The organism is Pseudomonas sp. NPDC086581, assembly GCF_044746165.1.
GTDB lineage: Bacteria > Pseudomonadota > Gammaproteobacteria > Pseudomonadales > Pseudomonadaceae > Pseudomonas.
The window spans coordinates 422,700-437,730 of sequence record NZ_JBIVBR010000001.1; the positions used below are offsets into that span (position 1 = coordinate 422,700).

Sequence of the window (15,031 nt, forward strand, 5' to 3'; positions counted from 1 at the left end):
GCGTTATCCGCCGGAACATTGGCAAGCAGAAACGGCGGGCAACTGCGAACGGTTATCCGCCCTACAGTCCGCACAGCCGCCTCAGTTTTTCCGTATCCAGATGCGCCTCAACCTGATCGGCCAGGCGCTCGATGTCGCGTTCGCGCAGGGCGTGGTAATCGATGCTCTGCACCTCGCGCAGCCCGGCCCAGCGCAGCAGCGCCGAGCTGGATGCGCTGGACTCGAACAGCCCGTGCAGATAAGTCCCCATCACCCGCCCGTCGGCACTCAACGCGCCGTCACTGCGGCCATCGCTCAGGCGCACGGCCGGGTTCGCCAGCGCCGGGCCTTCGCTGACGCCGGCATGAATCTCGTAACCACTCACCGGCGCGTCCTCCAGCGCCAGCTGGCCGCTGACATTGCGCAGCTGTTTCTCCGGTTCGAGGACGGTGCGGAAATCCAGCAGGCCGAGGCCGTCGCTCTCCCCCGCCGCACCTTCCAGCCCGTACGGGTCGGCCAGGGTGCGGCCGAGCATCTGCAAGCCGCCGCAGATGCCCAGCAGTTTGCCGCCGTAGCGCAGGTGACGGCGGATTGCCTCTTCCCAACCCTGGGCGCGGAGGAAGGCCAGGTCCGGCCGCACGCTCTTGGAGCCGGGCAGGATGATCAGGTCCGCCGGCGGGATCGGCTGGCCGGGGCCGACGAAGCTCAGTTCGACCTGCGGGTGCAGGCGCAGCGGATCGAAGTCGGTGTGATTGCTGATGCGCGGCAGCACCGGCACCACCACGCGCAGACGCTCGCCGGTCTTGGCGGCCTGGCGGGTGTCGATGGCGTCCTCGGCTTCCAGGTGGAAGTCCATCAGGTACGGCAGCACGCCGAGCACCGGCACGCTGGTACGCTCTTCCAGCCAGTCGAGGCCGTTCTGCAGCAACGCGATGTCACCGCGGAAACGGTTGATGACGAAGCCCTTCACCCGTGCCCGTTCGCTCTCGGAAAGAAGCTCCAGGGTGCCGACCAGATGGGCGAACACGCCGCCACGATCGATGTCGGCAATCAGGATCACCGGGCAGTCCACCGCCTCGGCGAAGCCCATGTTGGCGATGTCGTTGGCGCGCAGGTTGATCTCCGCCGGCGAGCCCGCGCCCTCCACCATCACCACCGGGTATTGCGCACTGAGGCGCTGGTGGGATTCGAGCACCGCCTGCATCGCCACGCGCTTGTAGTCGTGGTAGGCCACGGCGTTCATGCTGGTCACCGCGCGGCCATGGATGATCACCTGGGCGCCGGTGTCGCTGTTGGGCTTGAGCAGCACCGGGTTCATGTCAGTGTGCGGTGCTAGATGGCAGGCCTGCGCCTGAACCGCCTGGGCGCGGCCGATCTCGCCGCCGTCGGCGGTCACTGCGCTGTTGAGCGCCATGTTCTGCGGTTTGAACGGCACCACGGCCACGCCCTGTCGGCGCAGCCAGCGGCACAGTGCGGTCACCAGCGTGCTCTTGCCGGCATCGGATGTCGTGCCCTGCACCATCAGTGTGCTCACCGCAGGCTCTCCATCTGGTTGAAGGTGCGCAGGCCATGCTCCAGGCGTTCCCAGCCTTTCTCGTCCGGCGGCAGACCGAAGCGCAGGCTGGCGGGCGTTTCGAACAGGCGCACGAAGATGCCCTGGCGCGCCAGATGATCGCGCAGCGCGTGGGCGCGCATGGACACCACCCACTGGAACAGCGCCGTGCCGCCCTGCGGGGCGAAACCGTGCTCACCGAGCAGCCCGGCCAGATGCCGGCTGGCCTCATGCAGGTCGCGGCGGCGCTGGATCTGTTCCTGGAACTCGCCCAGCACGGCCTGCGCGATCCAGCGCGTCGGGCCATTCACCGCCCAGGGGCCGAGCAATTTCGCCAAGCTCTCCAGCAGGCGCGGTTCGGCGAAGGCGAAGCCCAGGCGCGCGCCAGCGAGGCCGAAGAACTTGCCGAAGGAGCGCAGCACGATCAAACCCGGACGGCTTGCGCAGCTGGGCGCCAGGCTGTGCTCGGGCGTGCAGTCCATGAAGGCTTCGTCCACTACCAGCCAGCCGCCGCGTTCCTGCAGGCGCGCATGCCATTCCAGCAGCACGCCGGCCTCGATGCGCCGGCCGGTGGGGTTGTTCGGGTTGACCACCACCAGCACGTCGAAGCGCTCCAGGTGATGAGGGACTTCCTGGTCGCTGACCTCGCGCAGGATGTGTCCGGCGGCGCGCCAGGACTCGGCATGCTCGGCATAACAGGGCGAGATCACACCGACCTTGCCGGGACGACGCAGTCGCGGCAGCAACTGGATCGCCGCCTGGCTGCCGGGCAGCGGCAGCAGCTTTTCGGCGCCGTAGTAGCGGCGCGCGGCGGCTTCCAGGCCGTCGCCGTCCTCGGGCAGGCGCATCCATGATGCCGCCGGCACGCTGGGCACGGCCCATGGCCAGGGCGAGATGCCAGTGGACAGGTCGAGCCACTCGGAGAGCGGAATTCCGTACTGCTGCGCCGCTTTGCGCAAACGGCCGCCGTGTTCGAGCATCAGAGCACTCCCAGAATGAAAATGACCACCAGCCACAGCAGCACACCCTGGCGCACCAGGGTCAGCGCGCGCCAGATGTCCGTGGCGGTCGGCGCCGGGCCTTCGCCCAGCTGCGGGCGTTCGTGAAGTTCGCCGTGGTAGCGGGCGCAGCCGCCGAGCGACACGCCCAACGCCCCCGCCCCGGCCGCCATCACCGGGCCGGCGTTGGGGCTGTCCCACTGCGGCGCCTGTGTACGCCAGCAGCGCAGGGCGAGCCGGGTGTGGCCAAGCAGCGCGTAGGTGAAGGCCACCAGGCGTGCCGGGATGTAGTTGAGCACATCGTCGATTTTCGCCGCGGCCCAGCCGAAGCGTTCGAAGCGCGCGTTGCGGTAGCCCCACATGGCGTCGAGGGTGTTGCTCAGGCGATAGAGCATCACGCCCGGCGCACCGGCCACGGCAAACCAGAAGAGCGCTGCGTAGACCGCATCGCTGCCGTTCTCCAGTACCGACTCGGTGGCGGCGCGGGCCACGGCGGTATCGTCCAGCTGGGCGGTTTCGCGGCTGACCATGTAGCCCACGCGCAGGCGCGCTTCGTTCAGGTCACCGGCGCGCAGGGCCAGTGCCACCGGCTCGGCATGCTCACCCAGGCTGCGCAGGCCCAGCGCGGCGTACAAAGCGAGCGCCTGCACGACCCAGCCGACATAGGGCAGCAGGCTGAGCAGCAGCGCGATCAGGGTCAGCGGGATGACAGCGATGATCCAGGCAGTGACGCCGTGGCTGCGCCAGCCGAGGCCGGGGGTGTCCTTGCCAGCGTCGGCGCGGGAGCGATTGAAACGCCGCTCCAGCCGATCCGCCAGACGCCCGAAGGCCACCAGCGGGTGCCAGCGTTTCGGTTCGCCGAACAGGGCATCCAGCACCACGCCGAGGACGCTCAGCAGAGCCAGGCTCATGGCTGTTCTCCCCAGCGATTCTCGAACAGCAGCTCGCTGAGCGCGCGCGGTTGGCGCCAGCCTTCCAGGGCCAGCATCGGCGCCGGGTAGAACTCGCTGACCGGGCCGAGGCAGATCACCGCCACGGCCTCGGCTCCCGCCGGCAGGCCGAGCAGTTCGCCCAGCGCGGCGGGGTCGAACAGCGATACCCAGCCCATGCCCAGGCCTTCGGCGCGCGACGCCAGCCAGAGGTTCTGGATGGCGCAGGACAGCGAGGCCAGGTCCATGTGCGGCAACGTGCGACGACCGAATACATGTGCCTCGCGGCCCTCCATCAGCGCGGCCACCAGTACTTCGGCGCAGTCGAGCACGCCCTCGACCTTCAGCCGCATGAACTCGTCGGAACGCTCGCCCAGTGCCTCGGCGGTGCGCACGCGCTCCGCCTCCACCAGCCCGTGGATCGACCGGCGCAGCTCCCGCGAGGTGACGCGGATGAATCGCCAAGGCTGCATCAGCCCGACGCTGGGCGCCTGGTGCGCCGCTTCGAGCAGGCGCGCGAGCAGTTCCGGCGCCACCTCACCGCCGCTGAAATGACGCATGTCGCGACGCTCGGCAATGGCGCGATAGAGCGCGGCGCGCTCCTCAAGGCTGTAGGCGTGCTCGGTCATGGTCTCAGCAGGGCTGCTGCAGCGTCCGGGTCGGACGGCAGGTAGAAGTGGATGTAGGAGGCGGTGAGCCGGCCGCGGCGAAACACCGCTTCGGCCACCGGCTTGTCGTTGGGGCAGACGCCTCGGGCCAGCGGCTCCTCGCTGCTGTCCAGCAGCGAGTGGTGGAAGGTGTGCCCGCGCAGAGTGCCTTCGGGCAACGTCACCGCCTGCAACGCCAGCGCGGCGAGGCGCTTCTGCATGCGCGCCTTGCCCGGCAATAGGCCGAGTAATTCGGCGCGCTCGCCGGCCACGTCGGTCAGCGCATCGAGCAGATAGAGCATGCCGCCGCACTCGGCGAGGATCGGCTTGCCCATTTCGTGGTGCGCGTGGATGGCCTGGGCCATGGCGCGGTTGCCAGCCAGCGCCTGCAGGTGCAGTTCGGGGTAGCCACCGGGCAGATAGAGGCTGTCCACGTCCGGCAATGCGTCATCACGCAGCGGCGAGAAGAACACCAGTTCGGCGCCCAGTTCACGCAGCAGGTCGAGGTTGGCCTGGTAGAGGAAGGCAAAGGCGTTGTCCCGTGCCACGCCGATCCGCACGCCATCGAGGCGGGAAGACTCACGGCGCAACTCAGACGCGGCGAAGCTCACCGGCAGCGGCAGCTCGGTACTGGCGCTGGCCGCCAGGGCATCGGCGGCGGCGTCCAGGCGGGCGTCGAGATCGGCCAGCTCATCGGCCTGCACCAGGCCGAGGTGTCGGCTGGGCAGCTCCACTTCGGTATCGCGCGGCAGCGCGCCATACCAGCGAATCCACTCCGGCAGGCTGTCGCGCACCAGGTCGCGGTGACGCTGGCTGCCGATACGGTTGGCGAGCACGCCGGAGAACGGCAGGTCGCTCTGGTAGGTCGCCATGCCAACGGCCATGGCGCCGAAGGTCTGCGCCATGGACTGGCCGTTGATCACCGCCATCACCGGCACATTGAAGCGCCGCGCCAGGTCGGCCGCAGACGGCGAGCCGTCGAACAGGCCCATCACGCCTTCGATGAGGATCAGGTCGGCCTCGCCGGCCGCTTCCCATAGCAGCCGACGGCTCTCTTCCTCGCCGACCATCCACAAGTCCAGTTGGTAGACCGGCGCGTCACTGGCGCGGGCGAGGATCATCGGGTCGAGGAAGTCCGGGCCGCACTTGAACACCCGCACCTTGCGCCCGAGGCGTGTGTGCAGGCGTGCCAGGGCGGCGGTCACGGTGGTCTTGCCCTGCCCGGAAGCGGGGGCGGCGATCAGCAATGCGGGGCATTGGCGCGAGGTCATAAGACGCGCTCCGCCACAACGGGATGCATCAGAACTCCACCCCTTTCTGCGCCTTGATGCCGGCCTTGAAGGCGTGTTTCACCAGGCCCATCTCGGTCACGGTGTCGGCGGCCTCGAGCATCGCCGGCTGCGCGCCACGGCCAGTGGCGACCACATGCTGCATCGACGGACGCGCGGCGATATCGGACAGCACGGTGTCCAGTTCCAGGTAGCCGTGTTTGAGGGCGATGTTCACCTCGTCCAGTACCACCAGGCCGACTTCGGGGTCGGCCAGCAGCTGGCGCGCCACGTCCCAGGCGGACTGAGCCTTGGCGATGTCACGCTGGCGATCCTGGGTTTCCCAGGTGAAGCCCTCGCCCATCACGTGAAAGCTGACCTCCTCGGGGAAGCGGCGGAAGAACGCCTCTTCACCCGTGGTCGCGGCGCCCTTGATGAACTGCACTACGCCTACCTTCATGCCATGGCCAAGCGCGCGGGCGACCATGCCGAAAGCCGAGCTGCTCTTGCCCTTGCCGTTGCCGCTGTTGACCAGGAACACGCCGCGCTCCCCCTGGGCCTGGGCGATCTTCTCGTCGATCACTGCCTTCTTGCGCTGCATGCGCGAGCGATGGCGCTCGTCCTTTTCCGGGGATTCAGTCATGGGAAGTTGCTCCTGAAAGCGAATGCGCAGGCGTCAGGCTGCCGCCCGGGTGGCAGCGCACGAGGAATGGAATGGGCAGGGACGAACCGCGGCGACGCACAAGCGCCATGCGGCAGAGGCCGCCCAGCGCAAAGGCTGTCGACCTGGGGAATAGGGATTGCACCTGAAGGATTCTCCGCCGCTCTCACCCGCGCGGCACTGACCAGTCGGGGCAGGCGGAGGACGGCAACGCGCGGCGCGCAGCGCCGACGTCGGCAGCGCCTCCCGCGATGCCATGCGATGCAGCAGGCCGGTCTCCGGGCTTGCGAGTGACGCCGTGAGGCTGTCGATGAACCGCGCCTTCCCATGCCGATGGCACAGTGGCGGATTGCGGTTCGAAGCTCGCTTACCGTTGCGGGGGCAGCGCCGGAATGGTCGATTGCGCATCGATTTCACCGGCTTCCCTGTTTCACTCGCGGCTTGCGCCGAGAGCACCTGAAGCAGGCGCGCAGCTTAGTGGCTGGCGGCCTGGGGCGTCAATTGAACAGGATGTCGCCGGGCTTGTCCCAGCATCAGGCAAGCGCTCTACAATGCGACACACCTGTCCAATCATGGCACTGTGTAACTCCGCTAGAATGCGAACCATGACGATGACTGCCCAGCCCGGCCAGCTTCAGCTCGACACCTCCGCCAGCCCACCGCTGATGCACGTCAGCGGCGACTGGACGCTCGCGCATTTCTCCGTGCTGGAAGCCCAGGTAGCCGCCCAGCGCCATGCCGAGTCCCCCGCCGAGCTGGATTTTGCCGGCCTCGGCGCGCTGGATACCGCCGGCGCCGCGCTGCTCGCCGAGATCATCGGCGGCGCACGCATGAGTCAGCTGGAACAGATCGCCCGCAACCTCCCCGCCGAACGCCAAGCCTTGCTGCGCGCCGTCGGCAGCGCCATCACCCAGTGCCGCCTGGACGAAAAGGCGCCGGAGCCGGGCAACGCGCTGGTCGACGTGCTCGAGCGCATCGGCATCGCCACCCTGACCTTCCGCGAACACCTGGTCGGCCTGCTCGGATTCATCGGCCTGACCCTGCAGACGCTGCTGCGAAACCTGCTGCGCCCAAGACGCTGGCGGCTCACCTCGCTGGCCGCGCACATGGAGGAAACCGGACTGGACGCCGTGCCCATCGTCGCCCTGCTGACCTTCATGGTCGGTGCGGTAGTGGCCTTTCTAGGTGCCACGGTGCTGCAGAAATTCGGCGCGCAGATATACACCGTCGATCTGGTGGGCTTCTCCTTCCTGCGCGAATTCGGCGTGCTGCTCACCGCGATCCTGCTTGCCGGCCGCACCGCCAGCGCCTTCACCGCGCAGATCGGCTCGATGAAGGCCAACCAGGAAATCGACGCCATCCAGGCCTTGGGCCTCGACCCAGTGGAACTGCTGGTGTTGCCACGCGTCCTGGCCCTGCTGCTGACCCTGCCGATGCTGACCTTCCTGGCGATGATCTCCGGCATCTTCGGCGGCGGCGTGGTCTGCGCCCTCGCCCTTGATATCTCGCCACGCATGTTCCTCTACATGCTGCAGAACGACATCGCCGTGCAGCACTTCCTGGTCGGCATCGTCAAAGCCCCGATATTCGCTTTCATCATCGCCGTGATCGGCTGCCTGGAGGGCTTCCGCGTCAGCGGCAGCGCGCAGTCAGTGGGCGAGCACACGACCTCAAGCGTGGTCCAGTCGATCTTCGTGGTGATTCTGCTGGATGCGGTCTTCGCGCTGTTCTTCATGGAGATGGGCTGGTGAGCGAACCGATCATCGTCGTCCGCGACCTCGCCAACCGTTTCGGTACCCACGCCGTGCACGAGCACCTGGACCTCGACGTGATGAAGGGCGAGATCCTCGGCGTGGTCGGCGGCTCGGGCACCGGCAAGTCGGTGCTGCTGCGCAGCATCATCGGCCTGCGCCAACCCAGCGAAGGCAGCGTGCATGTGTTCGGGCAGAACCTGCCGGCGCTGCCGCCCCTTGAGCGCTCGAAGCTGGAAAGGCACTTCGGCGTGCTGTTCCAGAACGGCGCGCTGTTCTCCTCGCTGACCGTGAGCGAGAACATCTGCCTGCCGCTGATCGAGCACGCCGGGCTGTCCCGCGCCGATGCGCAGTTCATGGCCAAGGTGAAGATTTCCCTGGCCGGCCTGCCGCCGGACGCCGGCGGCAAATACCCGGCCGAGCTCTCCGGCGGCATGGTCAAGCGTGCCGCCCTGGCCCGCGCCCTGGCGCTGGACCCGGACATTCTGTTTCTCGACGAACCCACCGCCGGCCTCGACCCCATCGGCGCGGCGGCTTTCGACCAACTCATCCTGACCCTGCGCGACGCCTTCAACCTCACGGTGTTCCTGGTCACCCACGACCTGGACACCCTCTACACCATCTGCGACCGCGTCGCCGTGCTGTCGCAGAAACGCGTGCTGGTGGTGGGGCCACTGGACCAGGTCGCCCGTACCGACGACGCCTGGGTACAGGAATACTTCCACGGTCCGCGCGGCCGTGCCGCGCTGCAGGCCACCGAACACCTGCGGGAGGAAAGCTGAATGGAAACCCGTGCCCATCACGTGCTGATCGGCCTGTTCACCCTGGTCGTGTCGATCGGCGCGTTGCTCTTCGCCCTGTGGCTGGCGCAGTCGAGCAACGACCAGAAGTACAAGGTCTACGACGTGATCTTCAACGAGGCGGTGACCGGCCTGTCCGAGGGCGGCACCGTGCAGTACAGCGGCATCCGCGTGGGTGACGTGGTGTCCCTGCGCCTGGACCCGAACGACCCCCGCAAGGTCCGCGCACGCATCCGCGTCTATGACAGCACACCGATCCGCGAAGACACGCGCGCCAAGCTGGCCCTCACCGGCGTCACCGGCCAGGCCATCATCCAGCTATCCAGCGCCGCCCAGGACAGCCCGCCGCTGGCCAGCAAGGACGGCGAAGTGCCGGTGATCAAGACCATCCCCTCGCCGTTCGCCAAGTTGCTGGCCAACGGCGAGGACATCGCGACCAACATCAACAACCTGATCAACAACGTGAACCGAATGTTCTCCCAGGAGAACGTCGACCGCATCAGCCGCACCCTGGACCACATCGACCAGGCAACCGGCGTGGTCGCCGAACAGCGCGACGACATCCGACAAACCTTCAAGGAACTGGCTGCCGCCAGCGAGCAGGCGCGCATCACCCTGGCCAACGCCAGCCAGCTGCTCGAACGGGCCAACCAGACCCTTGGCGGCAAGGGTCAGGACATCCTTGATGACACCCAGAAGACTCTCGCTTCCCTGCGCACCAGCAGCGAGCGCGTGGAGCAGTTGCTGAACAGCAACTACGACTCGGTGAATGGCGGCCTCAATGGCCTGGGCGAGATTGGTCCGGCGGTCCGCGAACTGCGCTCCACCCTGGAAGACCTGCGCGGCGTCACCCGCCGCCTGCAGGAAAACCCCACCGGCTACCTGCTCGGCCGCGAGCGCAACAAGGAGTTCCAGCCATGATCGCCCCTCCCCGCCTGCTCGGCGCTGCTGCCCTGATCGGCCTGCTGGGCGCCTGCTCGATCCTCCCGGAAGCGGAAAGCCCGGACTTCTACCTGCTGCCGGCAACCCTGCAACCCGTGCGCAGCAACGCGGCGGTGAACTGGTCCCTGCGCGTCAGCGCGCCCACCGCCAGTCTGGCGCTGGATAGCAACCGCATTGCCGTAGTCCCGCAGGGCAACCAACTGAGCAGCTACCAGGGCGCGCGCTGGAGCAACCGCGCACCGGGCCTGCTGCGTGATCGCCTGCTCGACGCCTTCACCGCGAGTGGCAGTATCCCGGCCCTGAGCAGCGACGAGACCAGCCTGCAGGCCGATTTCGACTTGACGGGAGAGCTGCGCGCCTTCCAGAGCGAATACCAGAACGGCAAGCCGGTAATCCACATCCGCTATGACGCCCGCCTGGTGCGCACGCTTGGCCAGCGCATCATTGCCTCGCGCAGCTTCGAGGTCAGCCAGCCGGTAGATGGCAAACAGGTGCCCGAAGTGGTCAGCGCCTTCGGCAAGGCAGCCGATCAGCTATCCGGCCAGGTGGTGCAGTGGACGCTGCAGCAAGGGCAGCGACAGAAGGTCACGCCACCTGCCCCGTAAGAAGGCTCAGCGGCAGCGGTAGGGACTTTCGCCTTCCAGTTCCTGGTCCGACTCCACGTCCTTGATGGTGACGATGGCCTTCGGGTAGACCGAGCACAGCGAGTTGCGCACGGTGTAGATGCCACTGCCGTGGGCGAGGAACTTGCCCTTGCTCAGCTCCTTGCCTGACTCATCGTGAGCGGTGACCTCGTAGTTGCCGGTCATGGTGATGCAGCCGGCGAGCGCCAGCAGCGAGAAAATGGGAACGAGGACTTTCATTGATTCTCCTTTGACGCGAGGCGCCCCTCCAGCCATGGCATAGGGGTGCGCTACTGTCGATCCTTGACGTGTTCGCGAGACGGGAAGTTGCCAGCCGACCTGGCCCGGCGGATGCGAATACGACCTGAGCCGGTCGTCGCAGTTCAGCCAGCGCTCCCCGCAAAAGCGCTGGTTGACGGAGTTTCAGATGAGAGGTTGTCTCAGCGCTTGCCCATGGAGCGACGCGAGCCGCGCGGGTGTGGCGGACGGTACTCAGCCTTGTCGTGCTTCTTGCGGTGCTGGTAGGCGCCATTAGCCTGCTGCTGCGCAGCAAGGGCGGCCTTGGCCAGCTCGGCCAGGGAGAGAGTGGGTTGTTCCTGCGCGTTGTCGGCGCTGTCGTCGCGGGGCGGCTGCTGAGAGGACGTCATGGGTAGACCGGTTCTGAAAGGTATGAAACGGCGCACATGATAGCCGAACTCGCCCCGCTCCGGCTGCCCGTCCGCGCGAGCGGCTCAGGCAGAGCCTTCAGCGCGCTGGCAAAGCCATCAGCTCGGCGGGAACAGCGTGTCCGGGCGGGTCACGTATTCGGTCGCTTCGGCCTCGGTCATCACCCAGATCTGGCTGATCCGGCTGTCCAAGCCCATCTTGATGCCGACGAACTTGCCGGCGATCTTCGGCAGCATGCCGTAGACCATGAAGCGGTTGCTCTCATCACGGATGCGGATGGTGACCGACAGCGGATAACTGATGGTCTTCTTGTACAAACCAATGGTGATCACCTGGCGCAGCAAGCTCGGCTTCGGCCGCTTGAGGGTGATCACCGGATACACCGCGCTGTCGACGAACCCCACCAACATTCCCGAAGGCAGCTCCCGGGCAGCCAGCGCCGGGTTGCTCAGTCCTGCCATCAGGGCGAGTGCGCCGAGCAGCTGAAGCGTCCAGCGTTGCAGCGAAGCGCGTGAAAGTACTGCTGAAGTCATCGGATTTCCCCGCCCTGGTTTTCCAGTTTTCATTATCTGCCCGGTTAGTTGCCCGGATCTTGAGCGTGGAGCGTAGCGGTTCGCCACGCCGCTGTCCGCACATTGATTCACAGCCTCTGGAGATTCCCACGGCGAGATGGCGAATCATTGCGCGACATTCCCGTGCAGGTCGGCGTCACGCGGTCGCCAGCCACATTGCAGCCACCCCTCGCGGGCTCTATCGTGACGCATCCCGCCGTCACTCCGAGAACCAGCCATGAGCTCTCTTCGCGAAGCCCTCGCCCGATTTTCCCGACTCGACCTGGCCGGCGGCCCGACGCCGCTGGACAAGTTGGAGCGGCTGTCCACACACCTGGGCCGCGAACTCCATGTGAAACGCGACGACACGACACCCTTCGCCCTGGGCGGCAACAAAGTGCGCAAGTTGGAATTCCTCGCCGCGGATGCCCTGAAGGCCGGCGCCGATACGCTAGTGACCGCCGGCGCGATCCAGTCCAACCATGTCCGCCAGACCGCCGCCGTCGCGGCAAAACTCGGCCTGCGCTGCGTGGCGTTGCTGGAAAACCCAATCGGCACCGATGACCGCAACTACCTGAGCAACGGCAACCGCCTCCTGCTGGACCTGTTCGGCACCGAGGTCGAACTCGTGTCCAACCTCGATACCGCAGACGAGTTGCTGGCCCAGACCGGCGAACGCCTGCGCCGCGTAGGCCGCAAGCCCTACATCGTGCCCATTGGTGGCTCGAACGCGCTGGGCGCCTTGGGCTACGTGCGTGCCGGACTGGAACTGGCGCAGCAGATTCACGGCAGCGGCCAGGAGTTCTCGGCCGTGGTGCTCGCCTCCGGCAGCGCCGGTACCCATGCAGGCCTGGCGATCGCCCTGGCCGATACCCTGCCGGAACTGGACGTCATTGGCGTGACCGTCTCGCGGACAGACGCGGCACAACGGCCGAAGGTCGAAGGGCTGGTTGAGCGCACGTTGGAGCTGCTCGGCCACGACGCGCGGCCCCTGCCGAAAGTGCAACTGTGGGACAAATATTTTTCCCCGCGCTATGGCGAACCCAATGCCGGCACGCTGGAGGCCGTGCGCCTGCTGGCAAGCCAGGAAGGCCTGCTGCTGGACCCGGTGTACACCGGCAAGGCCATGGCCGGATTGCTTGATGGCATCCGCCGTGATCGCTTCGCTAAACCCGGGCCTATCCTGTTCCTGCACACCGGCGGCTCACCGGCACTATTCGCCTATCATTCGGCGAAGTGACCTACATACCATTCAGAACTAGGTATGTAATTTTTTATTATTTTATTGCATAACGATTCCAGCCCTATAGTCGCCACGCGTTGACTAACCTGCTAACAAACACCAATAACGGGGACCACCATGACCTTCTCCGCACTGCGACGTCATTTCCTGCTTGCCAGCCTGACCCTCACCCTTGGCGCCGGCCTCCTCGGCCAGGCCCAGGCCGCCGACGACCTGCTCGCCCAGATCAAGTCCAAGGGAGAAGTCCGCGTTGGGCTCGAAGGCACCTACCCGCCCTTCAGCTTCCAGGACGAGAACGGCAAGCTCGCCGGCTTCGAAGTGGACTTCTCGAACCTGATCGCCAAGGAGTTGGGCGCAACCGCCAAACTGCAGCCGACCAAGTGGGACGGCATCCTGGCCGCGCTGGAGTCCAAGCGCCTGGACCTGGTGATCAATCAGGTAACCATCTCCGAGGAGCGCAAGAAGAAGTACGACTTCTCCGACGCCTACACCGTCTCCGGCATCCAGGCGCTGGTGCGCAAGGGCGACGAAGGCAAATACGACGCGCCGGAGAAATTGGCAGGCGTGAAAGTCGGCGTGGGCCTGGGCACCAACTACGAACAGTGGCTGCGCGAACACGTGCCGCAGGCTGACGTGCGTACCTACGAAGACGACCCGACCAAGTTCCAGGACCTGCGCAGCGGCCGCATCGACGTGATCCTGGTGGACCGCCTGGCCGCCTTCGACATGGTCAACAAGACCAAGGGCGCCATGGCCCTGACCGGCGCGCCCTTCGCCCGCCAGGAAGCCGGCATCGCCCTGCGCAAAGGCAACCCGGAACTCCTCGCAGCACTGAACAAGGCCATCGAGAAATTCAGGGCCGATGGCACGCTGAAAAAACTCTCGGAGAAATGGTTCCAGGCTGACGTCACCCAATGATTGAAGAAAGCCTGCAGCTAGCGCTGGATTCCGCGCCCTTCCTGTTGAAGGGCGCGGTCTTTACGGTAGTCCTCAGCGTTGGCGGCATGTTCTTCGGACTGCTGCTCGGATTCGTACTGGCGCTGATGCGCCTGTACGGATTCACTCCCGTGCGCTGGATCGCGCGCATCTACGTGTCGTTCTTCCGCGGCACGCCGTTGCTGGTCCAGCTCTTCATGATCTATTACGGCTTGCCCCAAGCCGGCATCGAACTCGATCCGCTGCCAGCAGCGCTGATCGGCTTCTCGCTGAACATGGCCGCCTATGTCTGCGAAATCCTCCGCGCCGCCATCGGCTCCATCGACAAGGGTCAATGGGAAGCAGCCGCCAGCATCGGCATGACCCGCGCCGAGACCCTGCGCCGGGTGATCCTGCCACAGGCCGCGCGCACTGCCCTGCCGCCGCTGGGCAACAGCTTCATCTCGCTGGTCAAGGACACTGCCCTGGCCGCCACCATCCAGGTCCCGGAACTGTTCCGCCAGGCTCAGTTGATCACTGCGCGCACCTTCGAGGTCTTCACCATGTACCTCGCGGCGGCGCTGATCTACTGGATCCTCGCGAGCATCCTGTCGCACCTGCAGAACCGCCTGGAAGACCGGGTCAACCGTCATGACCAGGAGCACGACGCATGATCGAAGTACGCCAGCTGACCAAGCAGTTCCGCGGCCAGGAGGTGCTCAAGGGCATCGACCTGACCGTCGAGCCTGGCGAAGTGGTCGCGATCATCGGCCCCAGCGGCTCGGGCAAAACTACCCTGCTGCGCTGCCTGAACCTGCTGGAAGTGCCCAACGGCGGGACCATCCAGGTCGGCGACATCCTCATCGACGCGTCCAAGCCGCTAAGCGGCCAACAGGGGCTGATCCGCAAGCTGCGCCAGCATGTGGGCTTCGTCTTCCAGAACTTCAACCTGTTCCCCCACCGCACCGCGCTGGAGAACGTGGTGGAAGGCCCAATCATCGTGAAGAAGGAGCCACGCGCCCAGGCCATCGAGCGCGCCCGCCAATTGCTGGCGAAGGTCGGGCTGGCCGGCAAGGAAGAGTCGTACCCCAAGCGTCTCTCCGGCGGCCAGCAACAGCGTGTCGCCATCGCCCGCGCGCTGGCCATGCAGCCGGACGTAATCCTGTTCGATGAGCCCACCTCGGCGCTGGACCCGGAACTGGTCGGTGAAGTCCTGTCGACCATCCGCGGCCTGGCCCAGGAAAAGCGCACCATGGTCATCGTCACCCACGAGATGAGCTTCGCCCGCGACGTCGCTAACCGGGCGATCTTCATCGACAAGGGCGTGATTGTCGAACAGGGCGACGCCAAGGCGCTGTTCGCTCACCCAAAGGAAGAACGCACCCGCCAGTTCCTCAGCAAGTTCCTCAATCAGGGCGAGAAGCGCGCGGCCGAATAGAATCGAATTATTCGATTTATATCTGCCGATATTTGCGCTTTTTTATCGATCACCTGCGAGAGAAGATA

At 66.2% G+C, this 15,031-nt stretch carries 17 protein-coding genes and 1 riboswitch; of the genes, 8 read left to right on the forward strand and 9 right to left on the reverse strand.

Translation table 11 applies throughout. The features are described 5' to 3' along the window. Positions 1-61: 61 nt before the first annotated feature. The 6 genes from ACIPK7_RS02040 to cobO are packed head-to-tail and all read right to left on the reverse strand — an operon-like array spanning position 62 to position 6,016. Positions 62-1,501, reverse strand: a complete 1,440-nt coding sequence (locus ACIPK7_RS02040) for a cobyric acid synthase (RefSeq protein WP_401085577.1) — start codon at positions 1,499-1,501, stop codon at positions 62-64. A gap of 8 nt (positions 1,502-1,509) precedes the next feature. Next, positions 1,510-2,511, reverse strand: a complete 1,002-nt coding sequence (gene cobD / locus ACIPK7_RS02045) for a threonine-phosphate decarboxylase CobD (RefSeq protein ID WP_401084838.1) — start codon at positions 2,509-2,511, stop codon at positions 1,510-1,512. Continuing rightward, complete coding sequence (cbiB, locus tag ACIPK7_RS02050; protein WP_401084841.1) at positions 2,511-3,440, reverse strand: adenosylcobinamide-phosphate synthase CbiB; 930 nt, start codon at positions 3,438-3,440, stop codon at positions 2,511-2,513. The genes cobD and cbiB overlap by 1 nt, the downstream gene beginning before the upstream one ends. After that, on the reverse strand, positions 3,437-4,087 hold the full coding sequence (gene bluB / locus ACIPK7_RS02055) for a 5,6-dimethylbenzimidazole synthase (RefSeq protein WP_401084843.1): 651 nt from the start codon (positions 4,085-4,087) through the stop codon (positions 3,437-3,439). The genes cbiB and bluB overlap by 4 nt, the downstream gene beginning before the upstream one ends. Continuing rightward, positions 4,084-5,376 (reverse strand): cobyrinate a,c-diamide synthase, encoded by a 1,293-nt coding sequence (locus ACIPK7_RS02060; protein ID WP_192430582.1) that lies wholly within the window; start codon positions 5,374-5,376, stop codon positions 4,084-4,086. Before ACIPK7_RS02060 ends, bluB begins: the two co-directional genes overlap by 4 nt. Positions 5,377-5,404: 28 nt before the next feature. Continuing rightward, complete coding sequence (gene cobO / locus ACIPK7_RS02065; protein ID WP_401084845.1) at positions 5,405-6,016, reverse strand: cob(I)yrinic acid a,c-diamide adenosyltransferase; 612 nt, start codon at positions 6,014-6,016, stop codon at positions 5,405-5,407. A 269-nt stretch (positions 6,017-6,285) separates the two neighbouring features. Next, a riboswitch (cobalamin riboswitch) is annotated at positions 6,286-6,509 on the reverse strand. 130 nt (positions 6,510-6,639) lie between these two features. Here cobO and ACIPK7_RS02070 point away from each other — a divergent pair. From ACIPK7_RS02070 to ACIPK7_RS02085, 4 genes are read left to right on the forward strand one after another with little or no spacing between them, the layout of a single operon-like run. After that, complete coding sequence (locus tag ACIPK7_RS02070) at positions 6,640-7,785, forward strand: ABC transporter permease (RefSeq protein WP_401084847.1); 1,146 nt, start codon at positions 6,640-6,642, stop codon at positions 7,783-7,785. Beyond that, positions 7,782-8,567, forward strand: a complete 786-nt coding sequence (locus tag ACIPK7_RS02075) for an ABC transporter ATP-binding protein (RefSeq protein WP_401084849.1) — start codon at positions 7,782-7,784, stop codon at positions 8,565-8,567. The genes ACIPK7_RS02070 and ACIPK7_RS02075 overlap by 4 nt, the downstream gene beginning before the upstream one ends. Further along, entirely contained in the window at positions 8,568-9,506 is a 939-nt protein-coding gene (locus tag ACIPK7_RS02080) for an MlaD family protein (protein WP_192430586.1), read from the forward strand. Continuing rightward, positions 9,503-10,132, forward strand: coding sequence for an ABC-type transport auxiliary lipoprotein family protein (locus tag ACIPK7_RS02085; protein WP_401084852.1), 630 nt, complete (start codon positions 9,503-9,505; stop codon positions 10,130-10,132). The genes ACIPK7_RS02080 and ACIPK7_RS02085 overlap by 4 nt, the downstream gene beginning before the upstream one ends. Before the next feature lie 6 nt (positions 10,133-10,138). Here ACIPK7_RS02085 and ACIPK7_RS02090 read toward each other — a convergent pair whose 3' ends face one another. From ACIPK7_RS02090 to ACIPK7_RS02100, 3 genes are all read right to left on the reverse strand, one after another. Beyond that, positions 10,139-10,390, reverse strand: a complete 252-nt coding sequence (locus tag ACIPK7_RS02090; protein ID WP_401084855.1) for a hypothetical protein — start codon at positions 10,388-10,390, stop codon at positions 10,139-10,141. 200 nt (positions 10,391-10,590) lie between these two features. Next, positions 10,591-10,797 carry a hypothetical protein gene (locus ACIPK7_RS02095; protein ID WP_192430594.1) on the reverse strand — a complete coding sequence of 69 codons (207 nt, stop codon included), beginning with the start codon at positions 10,795-10,797 and terminating at the stop codon, positions 10,591-10,593. 117 nt (positions 10,798-10,914) lie between these two features. Further along, positions 10,915-11,349, reverse strand: a complete 435-nt coding sequence (locus ACIPK7_RS02100; protein ID WP_225614623.1) for a hypothetical protein — start codon at positions 11,347-11,349, stop codon at positions 10,915-10,917. A gap of 256 nt (positions 11,350-11,605) precedes the next feature. Between ACIPK7_RS02100 and ACIPK7_RS02105 the strand changes: the two genes are divergently transcribed. The 4 genes from ACIPK7_RS02105 (at position 11,606) to tcyN (ending at position 14,963) form a co-directional block, all read left to right on the forward strand. Next, entirely contained in the window at positions 11,606-12,607 is a 1,002-nt protein-coding gene (locus ACIPK7_RS02105; RefSeq protein WP_401084858.1) for a D-cysteine desulfhydrase, read from the forward strand. Positions 12,608-12,727: 120 nt separating this feature from the next. Then, positions 12,728-13,528, forward strand: a complete 801-nt coding sequence (gene tcyJ / locus ACIPK7_RS02110) for a cystine ABC transporter substrate-binding protein (protein ID WP_401084861.1) — start codon at positions 12,728-12,730, stop codon at positions 13,526-13,528. Then, complete coding sequence (tcyL, locus tag ACIPK7_RS02115) at positions 13,528-14,199, forward strand: cystine ABC transporter permease (protein WP_171049556.1); 672 nt, start codon at positions 13,528-13,530, stop codon at positions 14,197-14,199. Before tcyJ ends, tcyL begins: the two co-directional genes overlap by 1 nt. Further along, positions 14,196-14,963, forward strand: coding sequence for an L-cystine ABC transporter ATP-binding protein TcyN (gene tcyN / locus ACIPK7_RS02120; protein WP_192430597.1), 768 nt, complete (start codon positions 14,196-14,198; stop codon positions 14,961-14,963). The genes tcyL and tcyN overlap by 4 nt, the downstream gene beginning before the upstream one ends. Positions 14,964-15,031: the final 68 nt, after the last annotated feature.